This is a genomic window from Pseudarthrobacter sp. RHLT1-30-1, from assembly GCF_059383415.1.
Map to the genome: position 1 here is coordinate 58,431 of NZ_JBWZCG010000002.1, position 20,929 is coordinate 79,359.

At 66.8% G+C, this 20,929-nt stretch carries 17 protein-coding genes, 1 tRNA gene and 1 pseudogene; 10 read left to right on the top strand and 9 right to left on the bottom strand.

From position 1 onward, the window contains the following. Positions 1-205: 205 nt before the first annotated feature. Genes thrB through argS form a run of 5 tightly spaced genes read right to left on the bottom strand, consistent with a single transcriptional unit; the run spans position 206 to position 6,788 of the window. Positions 206-1,192 (bottom strand): homoserine kinase, encoded by a 987-nt coding sequence (gene thrB / locus AC50YM_RS02705; RefSeq protein WP_494955474.1) that lies wholly within the window; start codon positions 1,190-1,192, stop codon positions 206-208. Between the two features lie 2 nt (positions 1,193-1,194). After that, positions 1,195-2,301: a threonine synthase gene (thrC, locus tag AC50YM_RS02710; protein ID WP_494955475.1), complete on the bottom strand. Its 1,107-nt coding sequence runs from the start codon at positions 2,299-2,301 to the stop codon at positions 1,195-1,197. Next, a complete protein-coding gene (locus tag AC50YM_RS02715) occupies positions 2,302-3,648 on the bottom strand; it encodes a homoserine dehydrogenase (RefSeq protein WP_494955476.1) in 1,347 nt (448 codons plus the stop codon). Further along, positions 3,649-5,118 (bottom strand): diaminopimelate decarboxylase, encoded by a 1,470-nt coding sequence (gene lysA, locus AC50YM_RS02720; protein ID WP_494955477.1) that lies wholly within the window; start codon positions 5,116-5,118, stop codon positions 3,649-3,651. A gap of 5 nt (positions 5,119-5,123) precedes the next feature. Continuing rightward, positions 5,124-6,788, bottom strand: coding sequence for an arginine--tRNA ligase (gene argS, locus AC50YM_RS02725; RefSeq protein WP_494955478.1), 1,665 nt, complete (start codon positions 6,786-6,788; stop codon positions 5,124-5,126). A 221-nt stretch (positions 6,789-7,009) separates the two neighbouring features. On the opposite strand from argS, the gene AC50YM_RS02730 reads away from it, so the two are divergent. The 6 genes and pseudogenes from AC50YM_RS02730 to AC50YM_RS02755 form a co-directional block, all read left to right on the top strand. Next, a complete protein-coding gene (locus AC50YM_RS02730) occupies positions 7,010-7,438 on the top strand; it encodes an FMN-binding protein (protein WP_494955479.1) in 429 nt (142 codons plus the stop codon). Positions 7,439-7,467: 29 nt separating this feature from the next. Continuing rightward, positions 7,468-8,340 (top strand): FAD:protein FMN transferase, encoded by an 873-nt coding sequence (locus AC50YM_RS02735; protein WP_494955480.1) that lies wholly within the window; start codon positions 7,468-7,470, stop codon positions 8,338-8,340. Next, the gene (locus tag AC50YM_RS02740; RefSeq protein ID WP_494955481.1) at positions 8,337-9,872 is read left to right on the top strand and encodes an FAD-dependent oxidoreductase; all 1,536 of its coding nucleotides are present in this window, start codon (positions 8,337-8,339) and stop codon (positions 9,870-9,872) included. Before AC50YM_RS02735 ends, AC50YM_RS02740 begins: the two co-directional genes overlap by 4 nt. 98 nt (positions 9,873-9,970) lie before the next feature. Further along, positions 9,971-10,043, top strand: a tRNA-Arg gene (locus AC50YM_RS02745). Between the two features lie 662 nt (positions 10,044-10,705). Next, entirely contained in the window at positions 10,706-11,401 is a 696-nt protein-coding gene (locus AC50YM_RS02750; RefSeq protein ID WP_494955482.1) for a hypothetical protein, read from the top strand. 24 nt (positions 11,402-11,425) lie between these two features. Continuing rightward, positions 11,426-11,595 (top strand): annotated as a pseudogene (locus AC50YM_RS02755) (YidC/Oxa1 family membrane protein insertase); the annotation flags it as partial. A gap of 127 nt (positions 11,596-11,722) precedes the next feature. On the opposite strand, the gene AC50YM_RS02760 reads toward AC50YM_RS02755, so the two are convergent. Further along, the gene (locus AC50YM_RS02760) at positions 11,723-12,175 is read right to left on the bottom strand and encodes an SRPBCC family protein (RefSeq protein ID WP_494955483.1); all 453 of its coding nucleotides are present in this window, start codon (positions 12,173-12,175) and stop codon (positions 11,723-11,725) included. Positions 12,176-12,376: 201 nt separating this feature from the next. Here AC50YM_RS02760 and AC50YM_RS02765 point away from each other — a divergent pair, with 201 nt between their 5' ends. Both AC50YM_RS02765 and AC50YM_RS02770 read left to right on the top strand, forming a co-directional pair. Next, the gene (locus AC50YM_RS02765) at positions 12,377-13,447 is read left to right on the top strand and encodes a M4 family metallopeptidase (protein ID WP_494955484.1); all 1,071 of its coding nucleotides are present in this window, start codon (positions 12,377-12,379) and stop codon (positions 13,445-13,447) included. Between the two features lie 47 nt (positions 13,448-13,494). After that, positions 13,495-13,806 (top strand): protealysin inhibitor emfourin, encoded by a 312-nt coding sequence (locus tag AC50YM_RS02770; RefSeq protein ID WP_494955485.1) that lies wholly within the window; start codon positions 13,495-13,497, stop codon positions 13,804-13,806. Between the two features lie 64 nt (positions 13,807-13,870). Here the strand turns inward: AC50YM_RS02770 and AC50YM_RS02775 are convergent, their stop codons facing one another. Then, complete coding sequence (locus AC50YM_RS02775; RefSeq protein WP_494955486.1) at positions 13,871-14,836, bottom strand: GlxA family transcriptional regulator; 966 nt, start codon at positions 14,834-14,836, stop codon at positions 13,871-13,873. Positions 14,837-14,928: 92 nt separating this feature from the next. On the opposite strand from AC50YM_RS02775, the gene AC50YM_RS02780 reads away from it, so the two are divergent. Both AC50YM_RS02780 and hrpA read left to right on the top strand, forming a co-directional pair. Next, entirely contained in the window at positions 14,929-15,096 is a 168-nt protein-coding gene (locus AC50YM_RS02780) for a hypothetical protein (RefSeq protein WP_494955487.1), read from the top strand. Positions 15,097-15,219: 123 nt separating this feature from the next. Further along, the gene (gene hrpA / locus AC50YM_RS02785; protein ID WP_494955488.1) at positions 15,220-19,275 is read left to right on the top strand and encodes an ATP-dependent RNA helicase HrpA; all 4,056 of its coding nucleotides are present in this window, start codon (positions 15,220-15,222) and stop codon (positions 19,273-19,275) included. 48 nt (positions 19,276-19,323) lie between these two features. Here the strand turns inward: hrpA and AC50YM_RS02790 are convergent, their stop codons facing one another. Beyond that, positions 19,324-19,752 carry an HIT family protein gene (locus tag AC50YM_RS02790; protein WP_494955489.1) on the bottom strand — a complete coding sequence of 143 codons (429 nt, stop codon included), beginning with the start codon at positions 19,750-19,752 and terminating at the stop codon, positions 19,324-19,326. Further along, on the bottom strand, positions 19,749-20,927 hold the full coding sequence (locus AC50YM_RS02795; protein ID WP_494955490.1) for an NAD(P)-dependent alcohol dehydrogenase: 1,179 nt from the start codon (positions 20,925-20,927) through the stop codon (positions 19,749-19,751). The genes AC50YM_RS02790 and AC50YM_RS02795 overlap by 4 nt, the downstream gene beginning before the upstream one ends. Between the last annotated feature and the right edge of the window lie 2 nt (positions 20,928-20,929).

Genomic DNA, 20,929 nt, shown 5'->3' on the forward strand with positions numbered 1-20,929 from the left:
ACGGCCGGATGGAGCTTCACCTGGCGCGTTCCGATAGAGAAGGAACGGCGGACTGACGTTTCAGGGGTGCAGATAATATTCTGCGGATTCCTGCGTCAGACCAAAAGCAGGTGGCACCGAAAAGTATTGCGCAGTGAAAGATGAGAGAGGCAACTAGGCCAACATCGCGGTCTTTTGAACAGTAACTGAATTACCGCCTGCGTGATTACCGCCGGTGCACTTCCACTTTAGCACCTTCGACGTCCACAGCCAGCTTCATCACACGCCAGCCGACGTCGGGCGTGTTGCCGGCAGTGAAGGCGCCGATGAAGTCGACGGCGGCCGCGGCCTGGGCCTCCCCGTTGGCCAGAACCAGCACGGTCGGGCCGGCCCCGGAGACGACGGCGGCAAAGCCGGACTGCCGCAGGGCGGCGATGAGGTCCGCGCTGGGCCGCATCGCCTCGGCGCGGTAGCTCTGGTGCAGGTAGTCCTTCGTGCCGGCCAGCAGGAATTCCGGCTTCTGCGTCAGGGCGTGGATCAGCAGGGCCGCCCGTCCGGAGTTCATCGCCGCCGCGTGGTGGCCCACAGAGGCGGGCAGCAGTGCCCGGGCGGCTTCGGTGGAGAGTTCAAAGTCCGGCACTGCGACCACGGGGATGACCGCGGAAGCGACAGCGGCGCAGGTGCTGCTGTACTGGTCACTGTCCTGCCAGGACAGCGCCAGTCCGCCGAAAATCGCGGGTGCGACGTTGTCGGGGTGGCCTTCCATTTCACTCGTGAGCTGCAGGACCCAGTCCCTGTCCCGGCGTGAGCGCTCCGGAACGAGGGCATTGGCGGCGGTCACCGCGGCAACCACGGCACAGGCCGAGGAGCCCAGTCCGCGGCCATGCGGGTTGACATTGTCGGCCGTGATCCGCAGGCCGCTGTGCCGGAAGCCCAGCCGGTGAAGTGCCTCCGTAATCGCCCGAACCACCAGGTGGCTGGCGTCGCGGGGCAGGGATTCCGCCCCCTCGCCGCTCAGCTCGAATTCCAGCTCGCCGCTGTCCAGGGTTTCCACCGTCAGGGTGTCGAACAGCGTCAGCGCCAGGCCGAGGCTGTCATACCCGGGGCCGAGGTTCGCGCTCGTGGCCGGCACGCGGACCGTCACGAGCTGCCCGGCCGGAACCGCCGGCGTGTCGGCGGCGGACTCGGCCGGGATGGTGAGGGTGGTTTCCACGGTTACTTTTCTTCCAGTCCCAGGGCTGTGGCGACGGTGACCACGTCGTTCGAGACCTTGACGGGCTCCACTTCGCTGCCGTCCTCGGTGCGGAGCGCCCACTGCGGATCCTTCAGCCCGTGGCCGGTGACCGTAATGACGATGGTTTTGCCGGACGGCACTTCGCCGGCCGCGTGTTTCTTGATCAGGCCCGCGACGCCGGCGGCGGAGCCGGGTTCGACGAAGACGCCCTCGCGGGCGGACAGCCAACGGTGGGCGGAGAGGATTTCGTCGTCGGTCACGGCCTCAATCAAGCCGCCGGACTCGTCGCGCGCGGCGATGGCGGAATCCCAGGACGCGGGGTTGCCGATCCGGATGGCGGTCGCGATCGTGTCGGGTTCGGTGATCGGGTGGCCGGCGACGAAGGGGGCCGCGCCGGCGGCCTGGAATCCCCACATAACCGGGGTCCGGGTGGAGACCGGCGCCAGCGTGCCTGCCGTGGCGGACTCGAACGGCGCGCAGTACTCCTTGTAGCCCTTCCAGTACGCGGTGATATTGCCGGCGTTGCCGACGGGCAGCACGTGGAAGTCGGGAGCGTCCCCGAGGCTGTCCACCACTTCGAAGGCGCCGGTTTTCTGGCCCTCGATCCGTGCCGGGTTGACCGAGTTGACCAGGAACACCGGGTAGGACTCCCCCAGCTTGCGGGCGATGTCGAGGCAGTCATCGAAGTTGCCGTCGACCTGCAGCAGGGTGGCGCCGTGGGCGATGGCCTGGCTCAGCTTGCCCATCGAAATCTTTCCTTCGGGCACCAGCACAACGCACTTCAGCCCGGCAGCAGTGGCGTACGCGGCGGCCGAGGCGGAGGTGTTGCCGGTGGAGGCGCACACCACGGCCTTGGCGCCGGCGGCAACCGCTGCCGTCATGGCCATGGTCATGCCGCGGTCCTTGAAGGAACCGGTCGGGTTCATCCCCTCGACCTTGAGGTAGACATCGCTGCCGGTGAGCGCGGAGAGCTGCTGCGCGTATACGAGCGGGGTGCCGCCCTCCCCGAGGGTGATGACCTTGGTTGCCTCGGTGACCGGCAGTCGTTCAGCGTATTCGCGGATGACGCCGCGCCATTGGTGAGCCACTTAGACTCCTTCTACCCGCAGTACGGATGTAACGGAATTGATGACGCCCAGGCCCTTGACGGCCTCGACGGTTGCTGCCAGTGCAGCCTCGCTTGCGCGGTGGGTAACGATCCGGAGCTCCGCAGATTCGAGATGGGAATCCGTATCGCGGTGGATCGTCTGCCGCATGATTTCAATGGAAACGCCGTGATCGGCGAAGAGCCGGGCGATCTTGGCCAGCACACCGGGCTGGTCGGCGACGTCGAGGCCGATGTAGTAGCTGGTGACCGCGTCGGTGATGGGCAGTGCCACCACCTGGCCCGTCGTTGTCTCGGCGCGGCCGGGACCGCCCAGGACGATGCTGCGGGCCGCGGAGACGAGATCGCCCATCACGGCTGAAGCGGTCGGCTTGCCGCCGGCGCCCTGGCCATAGAACATCAGCTCGCCGGCGTTTTCAGCCTCGATGAAGACGGCGTTGAACGCGCCGTGAACGGCAGCCAGCGGGTGTTCACGCGGCAGCAGCGTGGGGTGCACGCGCACGGAGACACCGGTGTTTCCGTCGGCATCCGTCTCCTTTCCTGTTCCGCTGCCTGTGGCCCCCAGCTTCTCCGCAATCGCAAGCAGCTTGATGACAAAACCGGCGTCCTTCGCCGCGGCGATGTCCGCGGCGGTGACGGCGCTGATGCCTTCGCAGTACACATCGTCCAGGGAGAAGCGGGTATGGAAGGACAGCGAGGCGAGGATCGCGGCTTTGGAAGCAGCGTCATAACCCTCGACGTCGGCGGTGGGGTCTGCTTCCGCGTAGCCGAGCCGCTGGGCTTCGGCCAGCGCATCGGCGAACTGCGCCCCGGTGGTATCCATCTGGTCCAGGATGAAGTTGGTGGTGCCGTTGACGATGCCCAGCACGCGGGTGATCCGGTCGCCGGAGAGGCTGTCCCGGATGGGCCGCAGGATCGGGATCGCACCGGCGACGGCGGCCTCGTAGGACAGCTGCACGCCGGCCTTGTCCGCTTCCTCGTGGAGGATCGGGCCGTCCGTGGCTACGAGAGCCTTGTTGCCGGTGACCACACAGGCGCCGTTCCGGATGGCAGTGAGGATCAGGCTCCGGGCGGGTCCGATCCCGCCCATCAGCTCGATGACCAGGTCGGCGTCCTTGACCAGGCTCTCGGCGTCGGTGGTGAACAGTGCACGGGGCAGCTCGACCTCCCGGGGGGCGTCGAGGTTGCGCACGGCGATGCCGGCCAGCTCCAGCCGGGCGCCGGCGCGCGACGCGAGCATCTCGGCGTCGTCAAGGAGAATCCGCGCAACCTGGGCCCCGACATTTCCACAGCCCAGCAGGGCCACTTTCAGGGTTCGCAATTCGGTCATTCAGACTCCCATGTCGCGGTTGAGCAGATCTTCTTCGGTTTCCCCGCGGACAATGAGCCGGGCGGATCCGTCGCGCACAGCGACAACGCCCGGCCGGGCCAGATAGTTGTAGTTGCTTGACAGGGCCCAGCAGTAGGCGCCGGTCCCCGGTACAGCGAGCAGATCACCGGCTGCCACGTCCTCGGGCAGATATACATCTCTAACAACTATGTCGCCGCTCTCGCAATGTTTGCCCACCACGCGGGACAGCTGCGGGGCCGCGTCCGACGTCCGGGAGGCCAGAATCGCCGAGTAATCCGCGTCGTACAGCACCGGGCGCGGGTTATCGCTCATCCCGCCGTCCACCGACACATACCGGCGCGGGTACGTAACGTTTTCGGTCGGTTCGCCAGCGGCCGCTGGGGCATCGACCCGGACCGTCTTCAGGGTGCCGACCTCATAGAGCGTGAAGGTGCTGCTTCCGACGATCGCGCGGCCCGGTTCAATTGAAATCCGCGGCGCGGAAATACCCAGCTCGGCGCATTTGGAGCGGACGACGGCGGCCATCGCCTGCGCGATTTCGGCGGCGGGGCGCGGGGTGTCCACGGGCGTGTAGGCGATGCCGTAGCCGCCGCCGAGGTCGAGCTCCGGGAGCACGATCGAGTACTTGGTCTGCATCGCAGCGAGGAAGTCCAACAGCTTCTGGGCGGCGAGGGCGAAGCCGTCCGGCTCGAAGATCTGCGAGCCGATGTGGCAGTGCAGACCCAGCAGTTCGATGCCGGGGTAGCCCGACGCCGCGGCCACGGCCTCCTCGGCGGCCGACAGGCCGGCCTGCTCGGTGGAATCCGCGGCCATCGAGAGGCCGAACTTCTGGTCCTCGTGGGCGGTGGCAATGAATTCGTGCGTGTGCGCGTGTACGCCAGGGGTCAGCCGGAGCATCACCCTGGCGGTTTCGCCGCGGGCCTCGGCAATCTTGGCGACGCGTTCAAGTTCGGCGAGGCTGTCCACCACGATCCGGCCGAGTTTCATATCCAGCGCACGGTGGATCTCGCCGTCGGACTTGTTGTTGCCGTGGAGGGCTACGTCGGCGCCGGGGATCCCGGCGCGGGCGGCAACGGCGAGTTCCCCGCCGGAGGCCGTGTCCAGCCGCAGCCCCTCTTCCTCCACCCAGCGGACCACCGCGGTGCACAGGAAGGACTTGCCGGCATAGTAGACGTCCACTCCCCCGCAGATGTCGGCGAATGCGTCGTTGAAGGCGTCGGAAAAGGCGCGGGCCCGGGCCCGGAAATCGTTCTCGCTCATCACGAACAGGGGTGTGCCGAACTGGCGCTGCAGTTCGCTGACGGGGATGCCGTCAATGGCGAGTTCGCCGCCGTCGTTCCGGGCGACCCCGCCGGCCCACAGCGGCTCGTGCAGGGCGTTGAGGTCGGCGGGGACCTGCAGCCATTCCGGCGCGAGCGCGGAGGCGGCGGTGGACGGGTTGGTGGTCATGGCGGTTACATCCGTTCCGGCGCCGAGACGCCCAGCAGTTCCAGCCCGTTCGCCAGCACCTGGCTCGTGGCGTCGTTGAGCCACAGCCGGGTGCGGTTAAGGTCGGTAATCGGTTCGTCGCCCTGCGGGGCCACGCGGCAGGCGTCGTACCAGCGGTGGTAGGCGCCGGCGATGACCTCAAGATGGCGGGCCACGCGGTGCGGCTCGCGCAGTTCGGCGGCCCGGGCCACAATCGAGGGGTAGCTGCCGAGGTAGGAGAGCAGCTCGTTTTCAGTCGGATGCTCCAGCAGGGACGCCTCGAAGCAGTCTTTGCCGTCCACACGGCGCTCCACCCCGGCCGCGACGGCGTTGCGGGCCGTGCCGCGGGACCGGGCGTGCGCGTACTGGACGTAGAACACCGGGTTTTCGTTGCTGTGCTTCTTCAGCAGCTCCGGGTCCAGGGTCAGCGGCGAATCGGCCGGGAAACGTGCCAGCGAGTAGCGGACCGCGTCCTTGCCCAGCCAGGAGATCAGGTCTTTGAGCTCGATGATGTTGCCGGCGCGCTTGGAGAGCTTCGCACCGTTGACGGAGACCAGCTGGCCGATCAGGACCTCGATGTTGACCTCGGGGTCGTCGCCGGCGGCGGCCGCGATGGCCTTGAGCCGGTTGATGTAGCCGTGGTGGTCGGCGCCGAGCAGGTAGATCTTTTCGGTGTAGCCGCGGTCCTTCTTGGACAGGTAGTAGGCGGCGTCGGCAGCGAAGTAGGTCGGCTCGCCGTTCGCTCGGATCATCACCCGGTCCTTGTCGTCGCCGAAGTCCGTGGTGCGCAGCCAGACCGCGCCGCCGTCGTCGTACACGTGGCCCTGTTCCCGGAGCCGCGCGACGGCGTCCTCGATCGCGCCGGCGTCGTGCAGCTCCTGCTCGGAGAAATAGACGTCGAACGCGACGCCGAACTCGGCCAGGGTGCGCTTGATGTCGTGCAGCTGGGCCTTGTAGGCCGCACCGCGGATCACCGGCAGCGCGGCGGCGTCGGTCAGTTCGCGGATGTCCGGATGCTGCGTCAGCACCTCGTGGCCCAGCTCCGCGATGTACTCGCCGGGGTATCCGCCTTCGGGCACCCCCCGGCCGTGCAGCCGGGAGAGTACGGAGTGGGCGAAAACGTTCATCTGCGAACCGGCGTCGTTGATGTAGTACTCGGCGGTGACGTCGGCGCCGGAGGCCCGGAGGACGCGGGCGATCGCGTCGCCCAGGGCGGCCCAGCGGGTGTGGCCGATGTGCAGCGGGCCGGTGGGGTTGGCGGAGACGAACTCCATGTTGACCGTGTGGCCGGCGAGCGCGGTGTTGGTGCCGTAGTCCGGCCCTGCCTCGACGATGGCCTTGGCCAGGGCACCGGCGGCGCCGGCATCGACGGTGATGTTCAGGAACCCCGGTCCGGCGATGTCGACGGCGGAGACGCCGTCGATCGACTTCAGCCGGGCACCCAGGACCGAGGCGAACTCCCGCGGATTGGTGCCTGCCGTTTTGGCCAGCTGGAGGGCGATGTTGGTGGCCCAGTCGCCGTGGTCCCGGTTCTTCGGACGCTCAACGCGCACCTCATCCGGAATGCCGGAGGCGGGGAGGGAGATTTCACCGGCGGCGACGGCGTCCTTCAGGCAGGCGGAAATGGCGAGGGAGAGTTCTTCAGGGGTCACGGTTCCAGCCTACCGGTGGGCCGCAGTGCGGCGGAATTGGCGCCTGACATGACAGCGGGCTGCCCACAGCCCGGGGCGGGTGGGCTCACAGGATGAACCACTACGCTGATTTAGACGTTGTCCAGGTTGGATCCGGGGCGGACCTCCCGCCCGCGGATTACGGACTTCCGTCCCACCCCCCAGATCGCCCCCACCCGATCTCGAGAGAAATGAGCCGCCGCATGAATACCTCTTTCCGCAAAAGCGTAGTCGTCGGCATCGCCGGCCTTTCCCTGGGGTCCGCGGCCGGTTGCGCGCCCGGACAGGCTGCGGACAGCCAGGCCACCAGCGGTGCTCCAGCAGCGGCTGGCAGCACCAGCTACAAGGACGGCACCTACAGTGCGGATGGCAACTACGTCTCACCGAACGGCACCGAGACGGTGGGAGTGACCCTGACGCTTGCCGGCGGAGCCGTGTCGGACGTGCAGATCACCCCGCATCCGTCCAATCCCAATACCAAGAAGTTCCAGGGCGAGTTCTCCGGCGGCATCAGTTCCCAGATTGTCGGCAAGAAGCTCAACGAGATCAAGGTCTCCAAAGTGGCCGCTTCATCGCTGACCAGCGGCGGCTTCAACCAGGCCGTGGAGAAGATCAAGTCCGAGGCCAAGTAGCCACGAACCAGCAGCCACCAGGAGGAACCGTGCCGCATCCCGGCTGGACGGATTTCAGCTTCGACGGGATCGGTACCCGTTGGGAGATTTCCACACCGGTCCCGCTCTCCGGCGCGCTCCGCGGCCGTCTCCTGGCTGCCGTGGCGGACTACGACGCCGCCTGGTCCCGTTTCCGGCCCGACTCCCTGATCGCGGCAGCCTCGCGGCAGCCGGGACGCCACGTGTTGCCGGCCGGGGCAGCTGACCTGGGGCCGCTTTACGAAACCCTGTACCGGCTCAGCGGCGGGGCGATGACCCCGCTGATCGGCGGCAGCCTGGAACAGCTCGGCTACGACGCTGGCTACTCGCTCCGCCCGGGCGGACCGCCGATCCCCGCCCCGCCCTGGGACGAGGTGCTGGACTGGCAAGGCACGGTCCTGACCACCCGCGCCCCTGTCGTGATCGACGTCGGGGCGGCCGGAAAGGGGCAGCTGGCGGACCTGCTGTCCACTGAACTGCGTGCTGGCGGCGTCGGCGAGCACGTCATCGACGCAAGCGGGGACCTGGTCAACGCCGGATCCATGCCGGTCGACGTGGGCCTGGAGCATCCTTATGACCGGACCCGGGCCATTGGCATCGTCACCCTCGGCGCCGGGGCGCTCTGCGCGTCCGCTGCCAACCGGCGCGTCTGGGGCGACGGGCTGCACCATGTGCTGGACGGCACTACCGGGGCGCCGGTACGCACTGTCGTCGCCAGCTGGGCGATGGCGCCGACCGCAATGGTGGCCGACGCGCTGGCAACCGCACTGTTTTTCGTCGAAGGGTCCCGCCTGCGGGAGGAGTTCGAGTGTTCCTGGCTCACCGTCCACTCGGACGGCCACGCGGAATATTCGGCCGATTTTGAAGGGGTGTTGTTTTCATGACCGACATAACCTCCGCACCGGTCAGTTCCCGGCTTGACACGGCGCTGGGCCGGTTCACGATGTACCGGCTGGTCCTCTGGGTCCTCGCCGTGCTGGCCTGCTACAGCCTGCTGCTCGAACTGCTTGGCTGGCTGACGTTCGGCCTCCCGGAGATGCTCGCGCACCTGGCGCTCTGCCTCGGGCTGACCTACGCCTCCAACCGGGCGATCGCGGCGGTGTTCCACGTTCGTCCGCATGCTGAATCGTCCCTGATCACCGGCCTGCTGCTCTATTTCCTCTTCTGGCCAACGCAGTTCTCGGCGGGGTTGCAGTACCTGGACCTGGCCGGCGTTGCCCTCGCCTGCGTGCTCGCGTCGGCGTCCAAGTACGCCCTGGCCTGGCGCGGCCGGCACATCTTCAACGCCGCGGCGGCCGGCGCGTTCATGACCGGGCTGACCGGACTGAACATTGCCACCTGGTGGGCTGCAACCCCCGCGATGCTCTGGCTGGTGCTGCCCGGGATCCTGCTGGTGCTCTACCGGGTCCGGAAGCTCCTGATGGCTACGGTGTTCACGGTCGTGGCCGTCGTCATTGTCGCCGTGGAACTGCTGCGCACCGGGATGGGACTGGGCGACGCGCTGTGGCAGACCCTGGCCCAGCGCCCGGTCCTGTTCTTCGTCGGCTTTATGCTGACCGAGCCGCTGACGCTGCCGCCACGCCGGCGGCAGCAACTGGTGCTGGCCGCCGTCGTCGGGCTGCTCTTCGCCATCCCCTACAACTTTGGCTTCGTGGCCAATTCCCCCGAGCTGGCGCTGCTCGTGGGGAACGCGCTCGCCTTTTTTGCCGGGCAGCGTGGCCGCGTCCTGCTCCGCTTTAGTGGCTCCCGGCCGCTGACGCCGACGACGACGGAGTTCAGCTTCCAGCCCGGGCGCCCGCTCCGGTTCGCCCCGGGGCAGTCCATCGAGTTGAACCTGCCGCATGGGAAGGCAGACCACAAGGGCCGGCGGCGGGTGTTCAGCCTGACCAGCGCGCCGGACGCTGCGGAACTCACCATCGGGGTGGGAACGGCCGAACCGCGGTCCACGGCAAAACAGTCGCTGCTTGCCCTGCAGCCCGGCGAGGAGCTGACGGCAACCACCGTCGGCGGCGATTTTGTCCTGCCGCGGAAACCCGACGTCCCGGTGCTGCTGATAGCCGCCGGGATCGGCATTACCCCGTATCTGGCCCAGCTGTCCGGGCGGCCGGCCCGGGACCGGGACGTGGTCCTGCTGTATCTGGCCAAAAACGCCGCCGAGCTCGCCTACGCCGGGGAACTCGAACGCGCCGGTGTCCGGGTGATCGCCCGGCTTGCCGACGGATCCGCGCCGCCGCCGTTTATGCAGGATGCGGGCCCCGCCCGGATCGACGGCGACACCCTCAAGAAACTCGTCCCCGACATTGCGGGCCGGCATGTCTACATCTCGGGCTCCCCGGCAAGTGTCCGCTCACTCCGCGCCGCCGCCCGCCGGGCCGGGGCGCGCCGGATCCACGTGGACTCCTTTGCCGGCTACTGAACACGTTCGCGGGTCACTGAACACGCCGATTTTCCCTTGGACCCCACCTTCCTGCTAAGCTCTAGGACGTCCCGCCGGTAACGGCAGGAACCCTGACTGCCCTCGTAGCTCAGGGGATAGAGCGTCTGCCTCCGGAGCAGAAGGTCGTTGGTTCGATTCCAATCGAGGGCACAACCAAGAACCCCGCCACTTCATGAAGTGGCGGGGTTTCTCGTATGTTCGACAATCGGCATTGAGAGGCATGGGCATCCGTTCGACCACGCGGTACAGGCGCGGGCCGAATCCTTGGGTGCCGAAACGTAATCTGTACACCGTCAATTGGTGCCTGGCTCCAGCCTGCCCTAGATCGCTGAAAATGGTCATGATGGGGCGGCATTTTCTGAACACGTCACTGATCGCCGGCTACCTTTTCCTGTCTGTACGCAGTGACCGGAGGGCGCTTCGACATGCGGAACTGCGGCCGGTCGCTGCCGCCTCAAATTGTCTAGCTGGTCCGAAGGAAGTGCAGCGTGCGCGCGGGACCGCATGTTGAACGCGGTATCGCCATAACAGCAAGAGACCGCACGGCGTCCTGCGGATTGGTCCACAGGCAGTTGTGGAGCGCTTCTTGGCCTGATGGGATCGCCCTCGTCAGCCTGCAATAACGCTCTCAGCTCGAGGTGGACTGGGCCCCACGACAGTGTGCGAGCGGCGGACCGCTGGCTCCGGCAACCACGTCAGAAAGTTCCGGGACTTCTTGCAGCTGGCATCGTAAAGTGAGCAAGAAATAAATCGATCAACAACTCATAGCTTGGGCTCTGTTCGTTGCGTCGTAAGTGTTGGAAGGGGGCTCCATGACTGAACGAGATTTGACCGAGACTAAGAAGCCGACTTTTTGGAAAAGAGCTTTGACGGCTTTGGGGGGATTCGCAGGTTTAATTACGCTCCTGGCCTTACTTCAGGCAGTGACAGGGTTCACCATCGGCGGCCCTGGAGCAACCCCCTTGGATGCGCAGGTAACCGAGACACAAACAACTACTGTGAATCCAACTGCCCCCGTGGAATCTTCAGACGGCAAACCCCAAAGCCCGTCCTCACTCGGCCCAACAATCACGACCAGTCCGCCTGGTGGATCACCTACTCCGATACCGCAACCAGCCCGGAGCATCGTTCCATCGGACGCGTTGTCCTCGCTAGTGGTGGTGTCTGAGATGACGACCACTACCTATGGGAAAGTCGTTGGACTCAAGGAGAATCTGTACCAGATGGCGAACGGATGGGGTCATATACAGGTCGCCTATGGATGGTCGGGTCTACGCGCGGACGGAACAGAGATCAAAAGCAACGCTTGTCAGATATTGGTGACCATCAGGGGGCCCCAACCCATTCCGTCAGAGCGGTACGGTCAGTGCTCCAACTTTGAAACCAGCTTTTTCAAAGCCGACGACAACAAGCTCAAAATCAGCGTTCCGGGTGTGTACGAAGTGACCGTGAAGGACGAAAATACCGGGACATCCGGCACCGGCAGCTTCACGATCCTAAGTGAGTAGCCGGGGTACTCGGCACCCTTTGGCCTCTACAAGAAACACGGTACCAACCCGTTCTCAGCCTGCCTGCCCGCGCTGGTCAGGTGCCGTTCTTCTTCGCGCTTTTCACCCTTCTGTCCGGTATCACGACGGCGGACAACAGCGGAAAGGGCATTGGCATGGGCATGGGCATGGGCGCCATGAAGCACGAGCAGATCGGCGTCCCTGATCTACTGGACCACCACAAATTTATGGACCGTGGTGCAACACTTCATCGTTGACTCGCGGTCCCCCTTAACTCCTTGACCTGCGGTCCCCAATGGGCCCGGCAGGAGATCGGCCGGCTCAGATCCGGGACTCCACGATCTGCTTGAGTTTCGCCAGCGCCAGCGGCCACGCGTCGTCGAACATGGCGACAAACTCGTCCTCGCTGTCGAGCTCCACGTTCACTGTCGTCACTCCGCCGTCGCCGCTGAACGCGTATTTCTCATGGGTTCCAATGAATGCCTTCGCGGCCTCGCTCGTGGTGTCGTCCTCCCCGTTGACGATCTGCCCGATGTAGCGCAGCGCGACCAGCTCATGGGGCCGGTTTTCCTCGACGGTGGCGATCAATCCCGCGAATGAGCCGTCGCCGTCGGACCCGAGGAACCGGATCTCGCTGCCCTGGTTCCAGTCCCCCTCGTAGTAGGAGTCGCCGAAGGCGCTGGTCCACTCCCGATAGGTGGTATCGGCCAGCATCGTGGTCCAGACGTCCTCCACGGGGGCGTTGATCGTCACGGAGTACCTTAATTTTTTCATGCGTGATTGTACGTCCGGGCTGCTCCGCGGAACAGCCCGGGGTGCTTGTCGCGGAAGAAGAAGGCGTGCCACCCTGCCAAATGTCGCTGCCCGCTCGTAGGCTGTCTGCATCGGCAGCGGGGTTCCGGCGGCCGGGTGGCTGGACTGGGTGCCGGCCGCAGCACCACCCCGGGACCCCGCAGAAGCACTAAGGGGTCTCACATGTTCTGTTCCATCATTCCGCCGTACATGCTCCGGCGTCTGGCAGCCCAACGAGAACCGGAGCTCTCCCAGGCCGCCCGCGCGGCGAAGGAAGCCCTCCTGCACGTCCCGAGCTTCCAGGCCTCCCGCGCCGTGCCCGGGCCGGGCAGCCACCCCGGCCTGCGGGAGCCCAAGCCGTCCGCGCCGGAACGGACGGTCTACGACGCCAAGTTCGCCGAACAGCTCCCCGGCAGCGTGGTCCGCAAAGAGGGTGAACCGCCCACCGGCGATCCCGCCGCCGACGAGGCCTACGACGGTCTGGGACACACGCACCGCCTCTACGCCGAAGCGTTTGGCCGCAACTCGATCGACGGCAACGGCCTGCACCTTGACGCCACGGTCCACTACGGGCGCCTGTACGACAACGCGTTCTGGGACGGCCGGCAAATGGTCTTCGGCGACGGCGACGGGCAGGTCTTCCAGCGCTTCACCAAGTCGCTGAGCGTGATCGGCCACGAACTCGCCCATGGCGTCACCCAGTACTCTGCCGGGCTGGTCTACCGCAACCAGGCCGGCGCCCTCAACGAATCGATGTCCGATGTGTTTGGAGCGCTCGTCGAGCAGTACGTCCGGAAGCAGTCGACGGCGGAGGCCAGCTGGCTGATCGGCGAAGGGCTCTTCACGGACAAGGTCCAGGGGTCCGCGTTGCGTTCCATGAAGTCCCCGGGCACGGCGTACGACGACGACGTGCTCGGCAAGGATCCGCAGCCGGACTCCATGGACGGCTATGTGCACACAACCGCCGACAGCGGCGGCGTGCACATCAACTCCGGGATCCCCAACCGGGCGTTCTGCCTGGCTGCCACGAGCCTCGGCGGCCAGGCCTGGGAGGCGCCGGGCCGGATCTGGTACGAGACGCTGACGGGCGGCAGCCTGGCCCCGACCGCCACGTTCGGGGCGTTCGCCAAGGCCACGGCGGCGTCCGCCAGGGAACTGTACGGGGAGGATTCGCCGGAGCATGACGCCGTGCGGTCCGCGTGGGAAACTGTGAAGGTAAAGCTCCCCGGAGCCCGACGATCAGCACGCTCATGAAGATCCGAGACCCCTGAAAGGGACTGTCTCATGAAGCACCGAGTTCCATGAAAATCACCGTCCAGCGCAGCGGCGGTATTGCTGGCATGAAGCGGACGTGGACCGTGCAGCCCACGCCGCCGGAGGACACCGACGTCTGGCAGCCGCTCATTGAGGCCTGCCCGTGGGACGCCGTCCCCAAGTCGGGCAGGGCGGCGGCGGCCGGCCAGCCGGACCGGTTCCTGTACAACATCCGGGCCGGGCAGCACCGCGCCACCCTGCCAGAGCAGGCCGTCACCGGACCATGGCGGGACCTCGTGGAGACGGCCAAGGCGGCGGCCGAACCCGGGCCGCCGCCGGACGGGCTGCCGCTCCGCTGACGTCCGCGGGGCTTACTTCCGCTGGGCTGACTTCCGCGCCGACGGCTCCGCCGGCTGCCGCCACCTACACCGCGGCCAGGTGGCCGCGGAAGGTGCGGCGGTAGGACTGCGGGCTGGTGTCCAGCACTTTGCCGAAGTGGTGCCGCAGCAGCACCGAGTGGCCGAAGCCGGATTCGCGGGCAATTTCGTCGATGTTCAGATCCGTGGTCTCAAGCAGTTCCTGGGCCCGCAGCACCCGCTGGGAGTTGAGCCAGGCCGCCGGCGTCGCTCCCGTCTCGGAGCGGAAACGCCGGGCGAAAGTACGCGGCGACATGTGCACGCGCGCAGCCAATTCGTTGACCGAATGCTCCTCGCCCAGGTGGCGCACCATCCACTGCAGCAGTCGCTCCATCGGTTCGGAGCCGCAGGCCGGGATCGGCCGGTCGATGAACTGGGCCTGGCCGCCGTCGCGGTGCGGCGGAACCACCATGTCCCGGGCGATGGCTGCCGCCACGCTGGCGCCGTATTCCTCCCGGACCAGGTGCAGGCAGGCGTCGATTCCGGCGGCCGTTCCTGCGCTTGTAATGATCCGGCTGTCCTCGACGTAGAGGACGTTTTCATCAACGTGCGCTGCCGGGTACTTGCTGGCGAGCTCCTGGGAGTAGTGCCAGTGGGTGGTGCAGCGGCGGCCGTCAAGCAGCCCGGCCCGGGCCAGGGCGAAGGCCCCGGAACAGATGGACATAACCCACGCGCCGCGGGCGTGCGCGGCGCGCAGCGCCTCGAGCACGGATTCCGGGACGTCCTCGTCCCGTCCGTACGGAGCCATGATGACCAGGTCCGCGTCGGATGCGGCATCGAGTCCGAGCCCCACGTTCAGGGACAATCCGGACTTCATCGGGACGTCGCCCGGCGCCGGCGTGCAGACCCGGAAATCGAAGGCAGGAACGCCGGTCCCCCGGTCGGACCGGTCCACACCAAAAACCTCAAAAGCGGTGCCGAACTCAAAGACCGAGAAGTTGGGCACCAGGATCATTGCGACTGTTTTGATCATGACTCCAGTCTGGCAGAATTGTGGCAGAAATTATAGCTTTTTGGGCATTTCTGCCACTTCTTTTGGCTCTGATCCCGGAGAACCATGGAGGTATGGAACTCCTCGGAATCGCAGTCATTGTCCTCATTGTCATCGGCCTCGCGGCCACCATCGCCGCTCTCCGCAAGGACGGGCTGGGCCACAACCCGCCGGTCCGCTCGGAAGACTCCTGGTCCGCGCTGGACCTGCCCAGCGTCAACTACACCTTCCGGATCTTCTGAGCCTCCTGGCAGCGGTCACGCTGCACCCCGAAACTCCACCCGCCGCCCGGCCCCGCAAGGGACCGGGCACTTCTCTGTTCCGGAACCGCCGCAGGAACACTTCCCAGTAGACTAAGTGCAGCCATGACAATGCATATCTCCTACCCCGCCGAGCTGCCGGTATCCGAGCGCCGCGAGGACCTGATGGCCGCCATCGCCGCAAACCAGGTCACCATCATCGCCGGCGAGACCGGCTCCGGTAAGACGACCCAGATTCCCAAGATGTGCCTGGAACTGGGCCTGGGCGAAAACGGACTGATCGGCCACACACAGCCGCGCCGGCTTGCCGCACGCACCGTGGCCGAGCGCATCGCGGAGGAACTCGGCGTCGAGATCGGACAGGAAGTTGGCTTCCAGGTCCGTTTCACCGGGCAGGTCGGCCGCGACACCAAGGTCAAGCTCATGACCGACGGCATCCTGCTGGCCGAGATCCAGCGCGACAGGCTGCTGCGCAAATACAACGCGATCATTATCGACGAGGCGCACGAGCGCAGCCTCAACATCGACTTCATTCTCGGCTACCTCAAGCGGATCCTGCCGCAGCGGCCGGACCTGAAAATCATCATCACCTCGGCCACCATCGATCCACAGCGGTTCGCCAAGCACTTCGGCAGTGAGGACGAGCCTTCGCCGATCATCGAGGTCTCCGGGCGCACCTATCCGGTCGAGATCCGCTACCGGCCGCTGTCCCAGCCAGCTGGCGGCCCCGGCGCCACCAGTGACGACGTCGATGCCTCCGACGACGAGCTGGAAGAGGACCGCGATCCGCTGGACGCGGTCTGCGACGCCGTCGACGAACTCGCGCAGGAAGCGCCCGGCGACATCCTGATTTTCTTCTCCGGCGAGCGTGAAATCCGTGACGCCGCCGAGGCGCTCAACGGCAGGATCCAGTCCAACCGCAAGCTCGCCGGCACCGAGGTGCTCCCGCTCTTCGCCCGGCTGAGCCTGCAGGAACAGCACAAGGTCTTCCACCCCGGCAGCAAACGCCGGATCGTGCTCGCCACCAACGTCGCCGAGACCTCCCTGACGGTCCCCGGCATCAAATACGTCATCGACACCGGAACCGCCCGCATCTCCCGCTACTCGCACCGCACCAAGGTCCAGCGGCTGCCGATCGAGCGCGTCTCCCAGGCGTCGGCCAACCAGCGCTCAGGCCGGTGCGGCCGCGTCTCGGACGGCATCGCGATCCGGCTGTACTCGGCGGAGGACTTCGAGTCCCGGCCGCTGTTCACCGATCCCGAAATCCTGCGCACCAATCTTGCCGCAGTCATCCTGCAGATGACCGCGATGGGCGTGGCCCGCAGCCCGAAGGATGTGGAAAACTTCCCGTTCGTGGAGCCGCCGGACTCCCGTGCCATCAACGACGGCGTCTCGCTCCTCCGCGAGCTGGGCGCCCTGAGCGCCGTCCGCCCGCTGGAGCAGGTGGATGAGCCCGACGCCGGCGCACGCCCCGGCCGCCCGTCCGCTAGCGGACGAAGCAGCTCGGCCGCCGGCCGAAACGGCGGCGGGCTGACCGCCGTCGGGCAGCAGCTGGCGCAGTTGCCCGTGGACCCCCGGCTCGGCCGGATGATCGTCGAGTCCGGCAAGCGCGGCTGCGTCCGCGAGGTCATGATCCTCGCGGCGGCACTCACCATCCAGGATCCGCGCGAACGTCCGACGGACAAACAGCAGCTCGCCGCGGAGAAGCACGCCCGCTTCCGGGACGAGAACTCGGACTTCACCGGCTTCCTGAACCTCTGGAACTACCTCCAGGAAAAGCAGCAGGAGCTCTCCTCCACCGCCTTCCGCCGGCTCTGCCGTGCCGAGTTCATCAACTACCTGCGCGTCCGCGAGTGGCAGGACCTGTTCGCCCAGCTGCGCCAGCTCGCCCGGCCGCTCGGCATCAGCCTGGACAACAAACGCCTGGCCGATCCGGTGGGCAACCATGAGGGGATCCACATCAGCCTGCTGGCGGGCCTGCTGAGCCATGTGGGCATCCTCGACGAGCGCAAGCGCGAATACGCCGGCGCCCGCGGCAGCCGATTCGCGATCTTCCCGGGCTCGGCCCTGTTCAAGAAGTCCCCCACCTTCGTGATGGCCGCGGAACTCGTGGAGACGAGCCGGCTGTGGGCCCGGGTGGCTGCGAAGTTCGACCCCCTCTGGGTCGAGCAGGTGGCGCCGGACTTGGTCAAACGCAGCTACAGCGAACCGCACTGGTCCAAGAAGATGGGCTCGGTGATGGCCCATGAAAAGGTCACGCTGTACGGCGTGCCGATCATTCCGAGCCGCCGGATCAACTACGGCAAGGTCGATCCGGAGCTCTGCCGAGAGCTGTTCATCCGTCACGCCCTGGTCGAGGGCGACTGGCAAACCCACCACAAATTCTTCCACCGCAACCGGGCCCTGCTCCTCGAGGTCGAGGAGCTCGAGGCACGGATGCGGCGCCGGGACATCCTGGTGGACGACGAGACGCTGTTCGAGTTCTACGACGCCCGGATCGGCAAGGAGGTGGTGTCCGAACGCCACTTCGACAAATGGTGGAAGGATGCCCGGCAGCAGGATCCCGCGCTGCTCGATTTCGACCAGGCGCTGCTGATCAGCGACGACGCCGATGCCCTGGATGACTCGGCCTACCCGAAGACCTTGCTGCACAAGGGTTTTGAGCTGCCGCTGAGCTACGAGTTCCACCCGGTCGCCCCCGGCTCGCCGCCCAACCCGTCCGACGGCGTCACCGCCGAGGTGCCGGTGCTGTTCCTGAACCAGCTCGACGACGCGGCGTTCCGCTGGCTGATTCCAGGCCAGCGGGTGGAGCTGGTCACGGCCCTGATCAAGTCACTGCCCAAACAGGTGCGCAAGAACTTCGTTCCGGCCCCGGACGTGGCCCGCCAGGCCGTCGCGGCCCTCGAGGCGGACTTCGATCCGGCCACCGACGATCTGGAGGCCTCCCTGGAACTCGTCCTGCGCCGGATCCGCGGCCAGGTCATCCCGCCGAATTCCTGGCACTGGGAAACCGTTCCGTCACACCTGCGGGTCAGCTTCCGGGTCGTGGACTCCCAGGGGAAGATCCTGGACGAGGGCAAGGACCTCGGAGTGCTGCAGGAACGGCTGGCACCGGCCACCCGCCGGGCGATCGCCGAGTCGTTGGGCGCCACACCTGCCACGACGGCACCCACATCGAACGGCAAGGCCAGCGGGACGGCGGCCGGCAGCTCCAACGGCAAGTCAGCCGGCCGGGGCGCCGGCGCGGCAAAAGCGACGGCGCCGGCCCTCTCCGGCGCTTCGACCGGGTTCGCCGAGAAAACGGGCCTGACCTCCTGGTCCCTCGGAACGGTGCAGCGCCAGGTCCAGGGCACGGTGAAGGGGCATACCGTCACCGGCTATCCCGCGCTCGTGGATGAGGGCAGTTCCGTCGCCCTGCGGCTCTTCCAGACCGGCTCCGAACAAGAACAGGCCATGCGCGGCGGCGTCATCCGCCTGCTCGCACTGAAGGTTCCGCCGCCGGACCGCTACGTCCTGGAGCACCTCAACAATACCGAAAAGCTGACGTTCAGCCAGAACCCGCACGGCTCCGTCACCGCGCTGATTGCCGACTGCGCCCTCGCCGCCATCGACAAGCTCACCCCGGCCGAGCTGCCCTGGGACGAGGCCACCTTCAGCGCGCTCTACGAAAAGGTCCGGGCGGAACTGATCGACACCGTCTTCACCGTCACCGCCGTCGTGGAACGCATCCTGGCCAGCACCCGCCGGATCGAGAAGGCGCTGAAGGGCACCACGAGCCTGGCGCTGATCAGCGCCCTCAACGACATCAAGAGCCAGCTGGATCACCTCGTCTTCCCCGGGTTTGTGGCACGCACGGGCTACAGCCAGCTCAGCCAGCTGCCGCGCTACCTCGCAGCGATCGAGAAACGCCTCGAGAAGCTCCCCACCAACGTCCAGCGGGATGCCCAGAACATGGCTGCAGTCCAGGCGCTGGAGGACGATTACGACGACGTCGTGTCGGCGCTGCTGCCGGGGCGGCGGGCCGGAGCCGAGTTAACCCAGGTCCGCTGGATGATCGAGGAACTTCGGGTGAGCCTGTTCGCCGTCGAACTCGGGACCGCCTATTCGGTCTCCGAGAAGCGGATCCGCGCCGTGCTTAACAAGGCGCTGGCCCCGGCCTGACGCCCGGTAGGGACGGCCGGGCCGGCGCCAGCGGTTGGTAAGAGCCGGCTACGCCCCGGGCACGTGGGCCTCGTGTCCGGCTTTCCGGAGCCCGTCGCGGAGCTTCTCGGCGTTGGCGTCCAGCTGCGCGGGATCGGGGTGCTGGTCCACCGAACCGAAGTCGAAATCCGCCATGGTGTTGGACGGCCACACGTGGACGTGCAGGTGGTTGATCTCGTAGCCGGCCACGATCAGACCGGCGCGCGCCGCGTCGAACACGTCGACCTGAACGGCGCCGATCTTCTGGGCCACCTGCATCACGCGGCCCAGCAGCTCCGGCGACGCGTCGGTCCAGCGGTCGACTTCCTCGATGGGGACCACGAGGGTGTGGCCATCGGCGAGCGGACCCGCCGTCAGGAACGCCACGACGTCGTCCTCGCGCCAGACGAAGCGGCCGGGGATCTCGCCGTTGATGATCCTGGTGAAGAGAGTGCTCATGTGTCTGCCCTTTCCGAAGCTGAACCGAGGGTACTGGTGTCCAAGACAAAACGGTACTTCACTTCTCCAGCCACCATGCGGTCGTAGGCCTCGTTGAGCTGGTCGGCCCCGACCACCTCAACGTCCGAGGTGACGCCGTGCTCGGCGCAGAAGTCCAGCATTTCCTGGGTCTCGGCGATCCCGCCGATCAGCGAGCCGGCGTACGCGATCCGGCGCCGGATCAGCGCGGCGGGATTCACCGGTGGCATGTCCTCCGAGGGAAGTCCGAGCTGGAAGAGGGCGCCGTCAACGCGCAGGGTGCGGAAATACGGGTTGAGGTCATGCGGCGCGGCGACGGTATCGATGATGACGTCGATGCTGCGGTTCGCGGCTTCCATCGCTGCCGCGTCGCGGGACAGGATGACGTCATCGGCGCCGAGTTCTCGGGCGGCGGCGATCTTGGACTCCGAGGTCGTGAAGACTTTCACTTCGGCACCCATGGCCTTGGCCAGCTTCACGGCCATGTGTCCCAGGCCGCCCAGGCCGACGACGCCGACGACGTCCCCTTCCTCGACGTCGAAGTGGCGCAACGGGGAGTAGGTGGTAACTCCGGCGCACAGCAGTGGTGCGGCCGCGGCGGGGTCGAGGCTTTCCGGGACGCGGAGGACGTAGCGGCGGTCCACGACGATGGAACTGGCGTAGCCGCCCTGGGTGGTGGTGTCCCCGTTGCGGCGATCCTTCGAGCCGTAGGTCCCGGTCATGCCGTTTTCGCAGTACTGTTCCAGGCCGTCGAGGCAGCTATCGCATTCGCGGCAGGAATCAACCAGGCAGCCGACGCCGACCAGCTCTCCGGGCTTGAAGTCGTCGACCGCGGACCCGACCCGGCTGACCCGGCCGACGATTTCGTGGCCGGGAACCAGCGGGTAGTCTCTGTTCCCCCATTCGCCCCGGGTGGCGTGGACGTCCGAGTGGCAGAGCCCGCAGAACTCGATGGCAATCTCGACGTCGTCCTCCTTCGGGGCGCGGCGGGCAACGGTCAGCGGAACCAAGGCGCTATCGCTGGCGGTCGCACCGTAGGCGGCGGCCAGGCGCGCGCCCTGGCCCGGCGTCGAGGTTCCCGCGGTGTTCGTAGTGTCCGTGGTCAGATCGGGAAGCGGCTTGGCAAAGGGCGGCGGTACGGGGCGTCCAGGAGTCATGG

Coding starts and splice junctions, on each gene's coding strand:
- AC50YM_RS02715 (WP_494955476.1), bottom strand. CDS start 3,648: ATGACCGAATTGCGAACCCTGAAAGTGGCCCTGCTGGGCTGTGGAAAT.
- lysA (WP_494955477.1), bottom strand. CDS start 5,118: ATGACCACCAACCCGTCCACCGCCGCCTCCGCGCTCGCGCCGGAATGG.
- AC50YM_RS02730 (WP_494955479.1), top strand. CDS start 7,010: ATGAATACCTCTTTCCGCAAAAGCGTAGTCGTCGGCATCGCCGGCCTT.
- AC50YM_RS02740 (WP_494955481.1), top strand. CDS start 8,337: ATGACCGACATAACCTCCGCACCGGTCAGTTCCCGGCTTGACACGGCG.
- AC50YM_RS02750 (WP_494955482.1), top strand. CDS start 10,706: ATGACTGAACGAGATTTGACCGAGACTAAGAAGCCGACTTTTTGGAAA.
- AC50YM_RS02760 (WP_494955483.1), bottom strand. CDS start 12,175: ATGAAAAAATTAAGGTACTCCGTGACGATCAACGCCCCCGTGGAGGAC.
- AC50YM_RS02765 (WP_494955484.1), top strand. CDS start 12,377: ATGTTCTGTTCCATCATTCCGCCGTACATGCTCCGGCGTCTGGCAGCC.
- AC50YM_RS02770 (WP_494955485.1), top strand. CDS start 13,495: ATGAAAATCACCGTCCAGCGCAGCGGCGGTATTGCTGGCATGAAGCGG.
- AC50YM_RS02775 (WP_494955486.1), bottom strand. CDS start 14,836: ATGATCAAAACAGTCGCAATGATCCTGGTGCCCAACTTCTCGGTCTTT.
- AC50YM_RS02780 (WP_494955487.1), top strand. CDS start 14,929: ATGGAACTCCTCGGAATCGCAGTCATTGTCCTCATTGTCATCGGCCTC.
- hrpA (WP_494955488.1), top strand. CDS start 15,220: ATGACAATGCATATCTCCTACCCCGCCGAGCTGCCGGTATCCGAGCGC.
- AC50YM_RS02790 (WP_494955489.1), bottom strand. CDS start 19,752: ATGAGCACTCTCTTCACCAGGATCATCAACGGCGAGATCCCCGGCCGC.
- AC50YM_RS02795 (WP_494955490.1), bottom strand. CDS start 20,927: ATGACTCCTGGACGCCCCGTACCGCCGCCCTTTGCCAAGCCGCTTCCC.